We start from the raw sequence: 12,696 nt of genomic DNA on the forward strand, positions 1-12,696 counted from the left end.
GGTCCGGAGCGGAATCGATGTAGCATATGCCTTAATGATCAGCTTTGAGCTGGGCGCCGAGGATCTCGCCGACACCCGGTTCGCGCTCTCCCCGCTGCACGAGACCGTGCTCAGCCTGCGCGTGCTGCGCGAACCCGGGCTGTCCGCGCTGCACCTGCCCTGGCGGCGGGCCGTCCTCGGCCGACTGGACGGGCCGGACGCGCGGCTGCTGCTCTCGTTGGTCGCGCAGCGCCGCACCCTGCCGGATTTCCTCACCCCGCGGCCGACCACCTTCTTCGCGCCCTTCGCCGACGAACTGGCCGTCGTCCGGCGTACACCGCCCGGCCTCGTACGGCGCGGCCTCCGCGAAACGCACGCTCCCGATCCGCTGCCGGAACCGCTGCGGGCGGCGTCGAGCGGCACGGACGCCGAGGTGTGCGCCCTGCGCGACGCGCTGTGCGATCTGCTGGAACGCTACTGGTCCGTCGCGATCGAACCGTGGTGGCCGCAGATCCGCCTCGTGCTGGAGGCCGAGATGACCTACCGGGCGCGCCGGCTGGCCACCGGGGGAGTGCGGCTGCTGTTCGCCGATATGCATCCCGATGTGCGGTGGCGGGACAACGCACTGGAGATCCACGGCATGATCGGTGACGGCTTCTGCACCCGGGCGGCGGGGCGGGGACTGCTGCTGGTGCCACTGGTGTTCGCGCACAAGCCCGCGCCGCCGGTCACGACGGAGGTCGCGCCGGTGTTGGCGTATCCCAGCCGCGGGGTGGCGACCCTGTGGGCCGACACCCCGCCGTCCGCGTCTTCGGGTGCGCTGGCCGAGCTGGTCGGGGCCACGCGCGCGCGGCTGCTCGTACAACTGGAGGAACCCCTCGCCACGGTGGAGATCGCGCGCCGCTTCCGGGTCACGCCGAGCGCCGTCTCGCAGCACCTGCGGGTGCTGTTCGCGACGGGCCTCGTCACCCGGGCCCGGAACGGACGGCAGGTGTTGTACCGGCGCACGGAACTGGGGGACCGGTTGGCGGGGAGGTAGGCGCCGTGTTCGGCGAAGAGCCCTCCTCAGCGGCTCTGGTGGTGCCCCGCCCACACCGTGGGTACGCGGCTCGCCCACGGGGCGGCCTGTTCGAGTTGTCCGGCGAGGCGGAAGAGGCGGCCTTCGAGTCCGTAACCGGCGGCGAACCGCATGCCGACCGGGAGCCCCGTACCGGCGTCGGCCGTCACCGGCACGGACATGGCGGGGGTGCCCGCGACGTTGAACGCCATGGTGAACGGCGAGCGGTCGTTGAGACGGTCGATCCAGCCCAGGCCGTCCAGCGCCTCCCCGCCCCCGGCGTAGGCGCCCAGGGGCATCGGACGTTCCGGCAGGGTCGGGGTGAGCAGGATGTCGTGGGTGTCGAAGTACCGTGCCAGGCTTCGGGCGACCCGGTTGCGGATCGTGAGCGCGGCGACGAACTGGGCGCCGCCGACCGAGCAGACCCACGGTACGCGTGAGAGCGTCGGCGACGGGTGCGGTGGTGCGCCGTCCGCCCCATGCCTGGGCGAGGACACCGATCCGCAGTGAGCCCGGGTGACGGGTGACCTCCTCCGTGTACGGCCGGGACGGCTGCTCGGCGAAGTAGGGGTCACCCGGTTCCGGGCCGCGGATCAGCTCGAAGGGGCGCAGGTCGGCACGCAGAACGCAAGCATCGATCAGGCGGGGGACCGGCTGATGAGGTGCGTCGAAGGCATCGTCGACCGGTGCCGCGCGTCCGGGCGGGCACCGGCTGTCCGATCCGGGCCGGCATCCGGAGAACCGGGAGCGGGCGAGCGGTGCCCGCCGGGGTTCTAGCGGGTGGCTAGCCGCTCCAGCAGGGCGGCGCTCCGCGCCAGCAACGCCCGCTCCTCGTCGGTGAGTTCGGCCTCGATGGCCTGCGCGAGCCAGCCGGCCCTGCGGCCGCGCTCCGCTTCGAGCGCGGCCCGGCCCTCGTCCGACAGCTCGACCAGCGACTTGCGGCCGTCCGTCGGGTGCGCCCGGCGCGTGATCAGGTTCTGCTCCATGAGCAGCCCCACCGCCCGGGCCATCGACTGCGGGCGTACGCGCTGGTCGGCGGCGAGGTCGCTGGTGGTCATGGCGCCGTTGCGGTCGAGCGCGCCGAGTACGGCGGCCTGGCCCAGCGGGATGCGGTCCTCGTGTTTGACGCGTCGGGTGAGCTTGCCCATTGCGGTGCGCAGGTCGGCGGCGATGACGGCGGTTTCCGAGGTGGGCATAGGGCATTTTACCCCGCTGACCAGCAAGGCAGTGCACCTGACCTGCGCGGCGATGCTGCGCGCCTGACCTGCGCAGCCATGCTGTACAGCCAAACTGAGCAGCAAAACTGAGCAGCATTGCTGTATGGTTTGGCACTGTCGGGCTCAGCGCCAGCGTCGTCGCAGCCGGGCCACGGCATACGACAACGGGAAAGGACCTCCCATGTCCGCAAAGGCAGTCGCCACCGTCGACGCCGCCATCGAGAACGTCACCGCCCGCCGGATCATCGACAGCCGTGGCAACCCCACGGTCGAGGTCGACGTCGTCCTGGCGGACGGGTCCCTGGGGCGCGCGGCTGTCCCCTCCGGCGCCTCCACCGGCGCCCGGGAGGCCGTGGAACTGCGCGACGGGGATTCCGCGCGCTGGCACGGCAAGGGCGTCGACCGCGCGGTGGCCCACGTCAACGGGGAGATCGCGGCGTCGGTGCGCGGCCGCGACGCGGCCGACCAGGCGGGGCTCGACGCCGCGCTGGTCGCCCTCGACGGCACCGCCACGAAGTCCCGGCTCGGCGCCAACGCGATCCTCGGCGTCTCCCTCGCCACCGCCAAGGCCGCCGCGGCGGCCCACCGCCAGCCCCTCTACCGCTACCTCGGCGGCGCCGACGCCCGCCTCCTGCCGCTGCCGATGATGAACATCGTCAACGGCGGCGCCCACGCCGACAATCCGCTGGACTTCCAGGAGTTCATGATCGCTCCGGTGGGCGCGGACACCTTCGCCGAAGCCGTCCGCATGGGCAGCGAGGTCTTCCACACCCTGCGCCGCGATCTGCTGGCCGCCGGGCACTCCACGGGCGTCGGCGACGAGGGCGGCTTCGCGCCCGCGCTGCGTACCGCTGAGGAGGCGCTCGACTTCGTGATGACCGCCATCGAGCGCACCGGCTACCGTCCCGGCACGGACATCGGGCTGGTCATGGACCCGGCGTCGTCGGAGTTCTTCCGCGACGGGGTGTACGACTACGCGGGCGAGGGAGTGCGCCGCACCCCCTCCGAGAACGCGGACTACCTGGCCAAGCTCATCGACGCCTACCCGGTCGTCTCCATCGAGGACCCGATGGCGGAGAACGACCTGGACGGCTGGCGCGAGCTGACCGCCCGCGTCGGCGACCGCTGCCAGCTCACCGGCGACGACGTGTTCTGCACCAACGAGACGCTGCTGCGCGAGGGCATCCGTACCGGCGTCGCCAACTCGGTGCTGGTCAAGGTCAATCAGATCGGGACCCTGACCGAGGCGCTGGCCGCGGTGGGCACCGCCCACCGGGCGGGCTGGACGGCCGTCATGTCGCACCGATCGGGCGAGACGGAGGACACCACCATCGCGGATCTGGCGGTGGCGACCGGCTGCGGCCAGATCAAGACCGGCTCGCTCTCCCGCTCCGACCGCACGGCGAAGTACAACCAGCTGATCCGGATCGAAGAGGAGCTGGGCGACTCGGCGCGCTTCGCGGGCCGCTCCGCACTGCGCCGGGCGTGAACAGCAGACGGAAGTAGGAACCACGCGGGCCCCCGGTCACGGCCGGGGACCCGTTCGTCCGCCGGACAGCCGCCCGGCGGATTCCGTCCGCGGACGGTCAGAACATCCGAGGCTGACCGCTGGAGGCGCTGAGCCCGCCGTCCACGGGAATGTGCGCGCCGTTGACGAAACGTGCGTCGGGGCCGGCCAGGAAGGCTATGACATCCGCGACTTCGGCGGGTTCGGCGGGACGCTGCATGGGAATGCGCCGGCGGAATCCGGCGAGTGCCTCCGCGTTGTCGAAGAGCGGTGCGGCCATCGGGGTACGGGTGAGGCTCGGATGTACGGCGTTGACCCGCACGCCCTCGTGTCCGTGGTCGAGAGCCATGGCGTTGGTGAGGTTGACCAGTGCTCCCTTGGCGGCGTTGTAGGCGGCGAGGCCCCAGTCCCCGCCGAGCCCGGACACCGAGCCCACGTTGACGATGCAGCCGCCCACGCGGCGCAGATGCGGCAGCGCGGCCCGGGAGGCGAAGAAGACCCCGTCGGCATCGACGGCGAAGACCCGGCGCCAGGTGGCGGTGTCGGTGTGTTCGACCGTTCCGGGCGCGCCGATGCCGGCGTTGTTGACCAGCACGTCCAGCCGGCCGTACGCCTCCGTCACCTCCTTGATCAGCGCGGTGACCGCGGACTCGTCGGAGACGTCCGCGACCCGCGTGCTGATCTTCGAGCCGGTCGGCGCGGCGGCAACGGCCGCCTCCAGCGTGCTCCCGGTCCGTCCGGCGATGATCACCGTGGCGCCCTCGCGAGCGAAGCGATACGCGGCGGCGGCGCCGATGCCGGACCCGCCACCGGTGATCACCACGACCTTGTCCGCGAATCGGTTCTCCTCCACGACCACTCCTCTTCATCGGGTGCTGGCGGCAGGCGGGCGAGGCGAGCGGCACCTGCGTCGACGCGGGCCGGGACAGCGCTCCCGGAGCGGTGAAACTACCTCAACAGCCGGAAGCGTCACCAGCCCGGCGGCGGGGCCGGGCCCGCTGGGCGAGGATAGCTGTGCCGACCAGGGTCCACGCGGCCAGCGCGGCCCACGCCGCCATGCGTCCCGCTTCTTCCCACAGGACCGCGCCTGTCGCCCGTCCCGCCTGCTGCGTGGCCACGGCGTACATGCCCAGGGGGAAGACCGCCGACCACCAGGACGGTTCGTAGCGCAGTGGTACGCGGTGCCTGATGTGCCGCCAGGCTCCGGCGCCGAGCAGCACCGGAATCAGAGCCGTCGCCCAGGCCGCCACCGCCACCAGCGCGATGGTGATCACCGTGGTGACCGGCCCGCTCCAGGTGGCGGAGCGCAGCAGGCCTGCCCCGGCCAGGACACTGATGGCGCCCGCTCCCATGGCGATCCAGTACACCGGGGTCAGCCCGGCCGGGGTGACGCCGTGGTGCCGCAGGCGCATCCAGACCAGCGACGTGATCGTGACGTACGCCAGGACGCCTGCCGCCCAGCAGCAGGTCCCCGCGACCGCCGTCATGGGTCCGGCCTGTAGTTCCGTGGTGGCTACGACGACCGACTGCGGGCCGACCACGAGCAGGAACCAGCTGCCGTCGGGGCGCGCCGTCCGGGCCCTGACCACGGTGACCACCGCTCGCAGGACCATGGCCACGCAGCACAGGGCGCCGCCCGCCAGCAGACCGACGGCGAGGGGACGCCAGCGGCCGGCGGCGAGGTCGGCGGCCAGGACGTCGGAAGCCGCGACGTACGTGAAGAACCCGAAGGCGCGGGCCGGGTCGGCCGCATCCCGCGCAACGCGGCTGCGGTGCGCGGCGATCCGCCACACGGTCGCAGCGACGAGACCGGCGTAGAGGAGTACGCCCAGGCTCAGCAGGACGCGGGACACCGCATGCGCGCCGATGGTGGCAGCTGCCCGGGAGACGATGCCGGCCGCCATGACGGAGGCGAAACACCCTGGCGGGAGCCGTTCGATGCCTGTTCGTATGCGTGTCCGGCAAGCGTCCTGCTGTCCGGGGGCGGCCTCGTGGCCCATGGAAGGTCCCCTCGCATCGGGCCCGTGGGGTGTACGGCGTGCACGGCTTCCCTGGTTTCGTCGGTCAGGGGTTCAGCCAGGGGTGCGGTGTGTCTCCCGTTCGCCGGCCATTCCGGCGGCCGGGCGGTAGGGGCCGCGACCGCGGGAGCGGTAGACGACGTACGGGCGGATGACGTAGCCGAGGGGTGCGGTGAAGGCGTGGACCAGGCGGCTGAAGGGCCACAGGGCGAACAGCGCCATGCCCAGGAGCGCGTGCAGCTGGTAGGTGAACGGGGCCCGGGCCATGGCCTGGACGTCGGGGGCGAGGGCGAAGAGGCTGCGGAACCAGACCGAGACGCCGAGCCGGTAGTCGTAGGGATTGCTGATGCTGGAAGCGGTGGCCAGCAGTCCGGCCAGCAGGGCGGCGGCCAGCAGGGGGTGGACCAGGCGGTCGCTGCGGCTGGTCGCGGACCGGACGGCGGGTGTCCGGAGGCGGCGGTAGAGCAGGATGGCGAGGCCCGCGACGGCGGCGAGGCCGGCTGAACCGCCGACCGCGAGGGCGGTCAGGTGGTACAGGGATTCGCTGATGTGCAGGCGCTCGGTGAAGATCTCGGGAACGAGCAGGCCCATGACGTGCCCGCCGATGACAGCGAACAGGGCGTAGTGGAAGAGGGGGCCGCCGATGCGCAGCAGACGGGATTCGTGGAGTTGGCTGGAGCGGGTGGTGAAGCCGAAACGGTCGTAGCGGTAGCGCCAGGCGGTACCGGCGATCAGGACGGCCAGCACGAGATAGGGCAGCACTCCCCACAGGGCGATGTGCACGTGGGTCACCTGCGGGCTCCTTCGGTCTGCGGTGAGCCGGTGGCGGGGAACGGGTCGAGGCCCACGTTCTCGGTGGGCGGGCCGCCGCGTGCCAGGGCGAGGGCGGCGGCGCGGTCGGCGGGGGCCGCGCCGGGCAGGGTGTCGCGCACGGCGCGCAGTACCTCGGCGTACGGGCTGCGATACGTTTCCAGCGCGCGGGCGAGCAGTTCGAGGGCGGGCCGGTGCTCGCGCAGCAGACGCAGACCGGGTTCGGGGCAGCGCGCGCTGAATTCCAGTGCGGCGGGCAGGAAGTCGGGCAGTTCACCGTCATCCTGCTGCCAGCCGTGGGTGCGGTAGAGGGCCTTGAGACGGGCCAGGGAAGCGCCGCGGCGGCGGGTGTCGCCGTCGGTGTAGTAGGTCAGGTGCAGGGTGCGGCGGCGACTGCGGTCGAAGGTGAGGACGTAGCGGGCTGCGAGGTCCAGGGCCGGTACGGTCCCGGCGTAGGCGCAGAAGCGCAGCAGCGCTGCCGGTGCTGCGCCGGACAGCTGGTTCATCGTCTCGGTGACGGCGGCCAGCCGTACGGACCAGTCGCCGTCGGGGTAGGTCAGCAGCAGTGAGGCCGCCTGGTGGACGGCGGGACGTACGGCGGTCATCGTTCGGTCTCCCGGCGGCGGGGGAACAGGCCGCGGGGCGCGCCCCGGCCGTCCCAGTTCAGCAGGTTGACGCGGCCGCGCAGTCCGTCGCCGGCTGTGGCCGGTTCGGCGACCGGCGGGGCGTGGAAGGCGTCCATGCCCGGCAGGCCGACGTCGTACATGCCGGGGCCGCCGTTTCCGTCCAGGCTGCACCCGTCGTCCGGCGTGTCCGGAGGCAGGGTTCCGGTGTAGCTGGTGGGGATGACGTAGCGGTCCTCGTACTTGGCCAGGGCGAGCAGCCGGTACATGGCCTCGATGGCGTCTTCGCCGAGGCCGACGGACCGGGCGATGGCGGGGTCCCTGGGGTCGCCGAGGTTGATGCGGCGCATGTGGGCGCGCATGGCGGCCAGCCGGCACAGGGCGGCTTCGACGGGGGCGGGGTCGCCCGCGGTGAAGAGATGGGCGAGGTAGTCCAGGGGGATGCGCAGGGTGTCGATGGCGCCGAAGAGGCTGGCCGGGTCCTCGCCGTCGTGGCCGCTGCGGGTGAGGGAGTCGACGATGGGGGACAGCGGCGGCACGTACCAGACCATGGGCATGGTGCGGTATTCGGGATGCAGGGGCAGCGCGACGCGGTAGTCGGTGATCAGCGCGCGGACGGGGGAGCGGCGGGCGGCGGTGATCCAGTCGTGCGGGATGCCGGAGGCCTCGGCGGCGCGTGCCACCTCCGGGTCGAAGGGGTCGAGGAAGCAGCCGAGTTGGGCCTCGTACAGGTCCTTCTCCTCGGGGACGCGGGCGGCTTCACCGACCTTGTCCGGGTCGTAGAGCATGACGCCGAGGTAGCGCAGCCGGCCCACACAGGTCTCCGAGCAGACCGTCGGCTCGCCCGCTTCGATGCGCGGGTAGCACAGGGTGCACTTCTCGGCCTTGCCGGTCTGGTGGTTGAAGTAGACCTTCTTGTAGGGGCAGCCGGTCACGCACATCCGCCAGCCGCGGCAGCGGTCCTGGTCGACCAGGACGATGCCGTCCTCGATGCGCTTGTACAGGGCGCCGGAGGGACACACGGCGACGCAGGACGGGTTGAGGCAGTGCTCGCAGATACGGGGCAGGTAGAACATGAACGCCTGCTCGTATTCGAGGCGGACCTTCTCGTTCATCTGCCGCAGCACCGGATCGGCGGCCAGGTGGTCGGGCCCGCCGCCGAGGTCGTCGTCCCAGTTGGGGCCCCAGGTGATGTCGGTGGGGCGGCCGTCGACGAGGGAACGGGGCGGCGCGGTGGGCAGATCGTCGCCCAGCGGCGCGGTGGTCAGGTTCGCGTAGTCGTAGGTCCAGGGCTCGTAGTAGTCGCTAAGGGCGGGCAGTTCGGGGTTGGCGAAGAGGCGGGCCAGGCGGCGGGCCCGGCCGCCGGAGCGCGGGACGAGCCGGCTGCCTTTGAGCTGCCAGCCGCCCTTCCAGCGTTCCTGGTCCTCGTAGCGGCGCGGGTAGCCCTGGCCGGGCCGGGTCTCGACGTTGTTGAACCACACGTATTCCGTACCGGTGCGGTTGGTCCAGGTCTGTTTGCAGGTGACCGAGCAGGTGTGGCAGCCGATGCACTTGTCGAGGTTCATCACCATGGCCACCTGGGCCATGACTCGGCGGGTGGGGGGTGTCCCGCGGGGCATGTCAGTACTCCACGTTCTGCGAGCGGCGTCGGATGACGGTGACGGCGTCGCGCTGGTTGCCGGTGGGCCCGTAGTAGTTGGGGGCGAAGGACAGCTGGCCGTAGCCGCCGATGAGGTGGCTGGGCTTGATCAGAAGTTTGGTGAGCGCGTTGTGGACGCCGCCGCGACGGCCGGTGGTCTCGGACTTGGGCACGTTCACCAGGCGTTCCTGTACGTGGTACATGAACACCGTGCCCGGCGGCATACGGTGTGAGACGACGGCGCGGGCGACCACCACGCCGTTGGGATTGACCGCCTCGATCCAGTCGTTGTCCGCCACTTCGATCCGTGCCGCGTCCTCGACACTGATCCAGATGACCGGCCCGCCGCGCGCCAGGGTCTGCATGAGCAGGTTCTCCTGGTACTCGGAGTGGATCGACCACTTCGAATGCGGAGTGACATAGCGGACCGTCACCGAGCGAGCGGCACCCCCCACCCCCGTAGGGGGGTGTTCGCCCAGCGCGGCCAGGTCCAGCGGCGGCCGGTAGACGGGAAGTTGCTCACCGAGCTCGGCCATCCAGTCGTGGTCGAGGTAGAAGTGCTGGCGGCCGGTGAGGGTGTGCCAGGGTTTGCGGTGCTCGGTGTTGATGGTGAAGGGCGCGTAGCGCCGCTCGGGCCCTTCCTTGCCCGACCATTCGAAGCTGGCCCCCACCTGCACCGGACGCGCCTGGGTGTCGGAGAAGACCACCCGCCGTTCGGCGACCGACTCGGCGAGGGCCTCCAGCCGGCTGTCCGGTCCGCAGCGTTCGGCGAGGTGTGCGAAGCCCTCGGCGGCCAGCCGTCCGTTGGTGGTGCCCGACAGGGCGAGGATCGCCTCGCACAGCTTCACGTCCGTGTCCAGCAGCGGCCGGCCCCGTACGGGTTCCGACTGGGCCGTTCCGCACCGGTCGGCCAGCCACCGGGCTTCCGCCCGCGGGTACACGGTCACGCCCTTGACCGTCATGCCCGCCTCCTCGGCCAGCGGCCCCAGGCTCGCCAGCTTCGCGGCCACGGCCGTGTAGTCCCGCTCGACGAGAGCGAACGCCGGGAGGTTGTGGCCGGGCCGTGGCGGGCCCGCCTCCCGCCAGTCGGGCACCAGGCCGCCGGGCTGCGCCGTCTCACCGGGCGTGTCGTGCTGCAGGGCGGTGGCCACCAGGTCGTGGCGGGTGTCCAGGCGCCCCTGGGCCAGTTCGCTGAATTTCGCCGCCAGGCCGTGGAAGATCTCGAAGTCGGTACGCGCCTGCCAGGGCGGATCGATCGCCGGGGAGAAGGCGTGCACGTAGGGGTGCATGTCCGTACTGGACAGGTCGTGCTTCTCGTACCAGGTGGCGGCCGGCAGCACCAGGTCGGCCATCAGGGTGGTGGAGGTCATCCGGAAGTCCAGCGCCAGCAGCAGGTCCAGCTTGCCGTGCGGTGCCTCCTCGTGCCAGGTGACATCGCGCGGCCGGGCCTCGGGCGGGGCTTCTTCGGCGCTCGCGTTGTCGTGGGCGCCCAGCAGGTGCCGCAGGAAGTATTCGTTGCCCTTGGCGGAGGAACCGATCAGATTTGCCCGCCATACGGTCAGTACTCGCGGCCAGTTCGCCGGATCGTCCGGGTCCTCGCACGCGAAACGCAACTGCCCCTTCTGGAGCTGGTCGGCGACCCACTGCCCCGGATCGCGTCCGTCGGCGCGGACCCGTTCCCCCAGAACCAGGGGGTTGTCGCTGAACGTGGGGGCGGAGGGCATCCAGCCCAGCCGGGCGGACTGCGCCACCAGGTCGGCGGTGTGCCGGCCTGCGAAAAGCCCGCGCCCTGTCGCGGAGGCGAGCGCATCGGCGCGGTAGGACTCGTAGCGCCATTGGTCGGTGTGGAGGTACCAGAACGGTGTCCCGGCCATCTGCCGTGAAGGCCGCACCCAGTCGGCCGCGGTGGACAGCTGCTGCCAGCCCGCGTACGGGCGCACCTTCTCCTGGCCGACGTAGTGCGCCCAGCCGCCGCCGTTGACGCCCTGGCAGCCGGTCAGCAGCAACAGCGTCAGAAACGAGCGGTAGATGGTGTCCGAGTGGAACCAGTGGTTGGTGCCCGCCCCCATCACGATCATGCAGCGGCCACGGGTCTTCTCCGCCGTACGCGCGAACTCCCGGGCCGCCCGCACCACCGCACCGGCTGGAACCGAGGTCAGCGACTCCTGCCAGGCAGGCGTGCACGGCACGTCCGCGTCCTCGTAAGAGTCGGGCCACTGCCCCGACAGACCCGGACGGTGTACGCCGTACTGGGCCAGCAGCAGGTCGAAGACCGTCGTCACCAGCCGCCCGTTCAGCTCGCGCACCGGCACGGCCCGGCGCACGGTGCCTCCGGTCCCCGACACGCCTTCCGCACCCTGGTCGAAGCGCGGAAGATCGACCTCCACGCCGGCCCCGCCCCGTTCCTTATGGAAGCTGAGCAGGGGGTCCACGTCGCCCAGGTCGAGATGCCAGCGGCCCGCGCCGTTCTCGGACCACCGTTCCCCCAGCGTGCCGGGCGGCGCCACGGGAGCTCCACGGCCCGCGTCGAAGACCACCGGCTTCCACCGCCCGTCCGCCTCCGCCTGCCCCGTCCCGGCCAGTCCCAGCGCCGCCGCCGTGACGAACTTGCCCGGCACGAAGGACGTACCGCGTTGTTCCACTTCCACGAGGAAGGGCAGGTCGGTGAAGGTTTTGACGTAGTCGGTGAAGTAGGGGACGCGGCGGTCGACGAAGCATTCGCGCAGGATGACGTGGCCCATGGCCAGGGCGAGGGCGGCGTCGGTGCCGGGGTGGGGGTGCAGCCATTCGTCGGCGAATTTGGTGGCGTCGGCGTAGTCGGGGGAGACCACGACGACTTTCTGGCCGCGGTAGCGGGCCTCGGCCATCCAGTGGGCGTCCGGGGTGCGGGTGACGGGGACGTTGGAGCCCCACAGCATCAGGTAGGCCGCGTCCCACCAGTCGCCGGACTCCGGTACGTCGGTCTGGTCGCCGAAGACCTGCGGGGAGGCGATGGGCAGGTCCGCGTACCAGTCGTAGAACGACAGCATCGGCGCGCCGATCAGTGCCATGAAGCGGGCGCCGGCCGCGTGCGAGGCCATCGACATCGCCGGGATCGGGGAGAAGCCGGCGATGCGGTCGGGGCCGTGCTCGCGCAGGGTGTGCACATGGGCGGCGGCCGCGATCTCCAGGGCCTCGTCCCAGCCGACGCGCACCAGCCCGCCCTTGCCGCGCGCCCGCTGGTAGCGCAGCCGCTGTTGCGGGTCCCCGGTGACCTGCGCCCAGGCGGCGACCGGGTCGCCCAGACGCGCCCGCGCCGCCCGGTACATCTCCAGCAGCACCCCGCGCGCATACGGGTAGCGCACCCGGGTCGGCGAATAGGTGTACCAGGAAAAGGACGCCCCGCGCGGACAGCCCCGCGGTTCGTATTCCGGACGGTCCGGACCCACCGACGGATAATCCGTCTGCTGCGTCTCCCAGGTGATCAGACCGTCTTTGACATATACCTTCCAAGAACAAGAACCCGTGCAGTTCACGCCGTGTGTCGAGCGCACCACCTTGTCGTGCGCCCACCGTTCACGGTAGGGAGCGTCGTTGACTTCCTGGTCCGTGCGGTAGACCGCGCGCCGGTCCGAGGTCGTCGTGGTTCCCTGAAACTGCTGGCCGAGCTGCAGCAACCGCTCCGCCGCCGCACCCGCCACACGTTCCGCTGCCTTGCGTGCCCCGCGTTGGATCACGACCGGACATCCCTTCTCTCCGCGCGGCGGCACACCGTGTCCTGTCAGCGGGCAGCGCGCATTTCCGGCCCAAGCCTGACCCCGAAAGTCCTTCCGGAACCGCTTTCGTGAGCACAATTGGGCAGAGTTA

The 12,696-nt window shown here is 71.5% G+C and carries 9 protein-coding genes and 1 pseudogene; 2 read left to right on the forward strand and 8 right to left on the reverse strand.

Going from position 1 to position 12,696, the window contains the following annotated elements:
- The first annotated feature begins 34 nt into the window (after positions 1-34).
- Positions 35-1,018, forward strand: a complete 984-nt coding sequence (locus ACFV57_RS13695) for an ArsR/SmtB family transcription factor (RefSeq protein ID WP_385230086.1) — start codon at positions 35-37, stop codon at positions 1,016-1,018.
- 26 nt (positions 1,019-1,044) lie between these two features.
- On the opposite strand, the pseudogene ACFV57_RS13700 reads toward ACFV57_RS13695, so the two are convergent.
- Both ACFV57_RS13700 and ACFV57_RS13705 read right to left on the reverse strand, forming a co-directional pair.
- Positions 1,045-1,630, reverse strand: a pseudogene (locus ACFV57_RS13700) (amidase family protein); the annotation flags it as partial.
- 179 nt (positions 1,631-1,809) lie between these two features.
- Entirely contained in the window at positions 1,810-2,232 is a 423-nt protein-coding gene (locus ACFV57_RS13705) for a MarR family winged helix-turn-helix transcriptional regulator (RefSeq protein ID WP_385230089.1), read from the reverse strand.
- A 202-nt stretch (positions 2,233-2,434) separates the two neighbouring features.
- Between ACFV57_RS13705 and eno the strand changes: the two genes are divergently transcribed.
- A complete protein-coding gene (gene eno / locus ACFV57_RS13710) occupies positions 2,435-3,742 on the forward strand; it encodes a phosphopyruvate hydratase (RefSeq protein ID WP_385230092.1) in 1,308 nt (435 codons plus the stop codon).
- Positions 3,743-3,839: 97 nt separating this feature from the next.
- Here the strand turns inward: eno and ACFV57_RS13715 are convergent, their stop codons facing one another.
- From ACFV57_RS13715 to ACFV57_RS13740, 6 genes are all read right to left on the reverse strand, one after another.
- Positions 3,840-4,613 carry an SDR family NAD(P)-dependent oxidoreductase gene (locus tag ACFV57_RS13715; protein WP_385230095.1) on the reverse strand — a complete coding sequence of 258 codons (774 nt, stop codon included), beginning with the start codon at positions 4,611-4,613 and terminating at the stop codon, positions 3,840-3,842.
- A gap of 100 nt (positions 4,614-4,713) precedes the next feature.
- Positions 4,714-5,760 (reverse strand): tellurite resistance/C4-dicarboxylate transporter family protein, encoded by a 1,047-nt coding sequence (locus ACFV57_RS13720; protein ID WP_385230098.1) that lies wholly within the window; start codon positions 5,758-5,760, stop codon positions 4,714-4,716.
- Positions 5,761-5,832: 72 nt separating this feature from the next.
- Positions 5,833-6,570, reverse strand: a complete 738-nt coding sequence (narI, locus tag ACFV57_RS13725; protein WP_385230101.1) for a respiratory nitrate reductase subunit gamma — start codon at positions 6,568-6,570, stop codon at positions 5,833-5,835.
- Positions 6,567-7,193 (reverse strand): nitrate reductase molybdenum cofactor assembly chaperone, encoded by a 627-nt coding sequence (gene narJ / locus ACFV57_RS13730; RefSeq protein ID WP_385230104.1) that lies wholly within the window; start codon positions 7,191-7,193, stop codon positions 6,567-6,569. The genes narI and narJ overlap by 4 nt, the downstream gene beginning before the upstream one ends.
- A complete protein-coding gene (gene narH / locus ACFV57_RS13735) occupies positions 7,190-8,797 on the reverse strand; it encodes a nitrate reductase subunit beta (protein ID WP_385230107.1) in 1,608 nt (535 codons plus the stop codon). The genes narJ and narH overlap by 4 nt, the downstream gene beginning before the upstream one ends.
- Before the next feature lie 34 nt (positions 8,798-8,831).
- Positions 8,832-12,563 carry a nitrate reductase subunit alpha gene (locus ACFV57_RS13740; protein ID WP_385230403.1) on the reverse strand — a complete coding sequence of 1,244 codons (3,732 nt, stop codon included), beginning with the start codon at positions 12,561-12,563 and terminating at the stop codon, positions 8,832-8,834.
- Between the last annotated feature and the right edge of the window lie 133 nt (positions 12,564-12,696).

Origin of the sequence: Streptomyces sp. NPDC059788, assembly GCF_042732265.1 — a bacterium.
GTDB lineage: Bacteria > Actinomycetota > Actinomycetes > Streptomycetales > Streptomycetaceae > Streptomyces.

Bases quoted from the DNA above. Each gene is read 5' to 3' on its own strand.
- narJ (WP_385230104.1), bottom strand. From the start codon at position 7,193: ATGACCGCCGTACGTCCCGCCGTCCACCAGGCGGCCTCACTGCTGCTG.
- ACFV57_RS13705 (WP_385230089.1), bottom strand. From the start codon at position 2,232: ATGCCCACCTCGGAAACCGCCGTCATCGCCGCCGACCTGCGCACCGCA.
- eno (WP_385230092.1), top strand. From the start codon at position 2,435: ATGTCCGCAAAGGCAGTCGCCACCGTCGACGCCGCCATCGAGAACGTC.
- narH (WP_385230107.1), bottom strand. From the start codon at position 8,797: ATGGCCCAGGTGGCCATGGTGATGAACCTCGACAAGTGCATCGGCTGC.
- ACFV57_RS13695 (WP_385230086.1), top strand. From the start codon at position 35: ATGATCAGCTTTGAGCTGGGCGCCGAGGATCTCGCCGACACCCGGTTC.
- ACFV57_RS13720 (WP_385230098.1), bottom strand. From the start codon at position 5,760: ATGGGCCACGAGGCCGCCCCCGGACAGCAGGACGCTTGCCGGACACGC.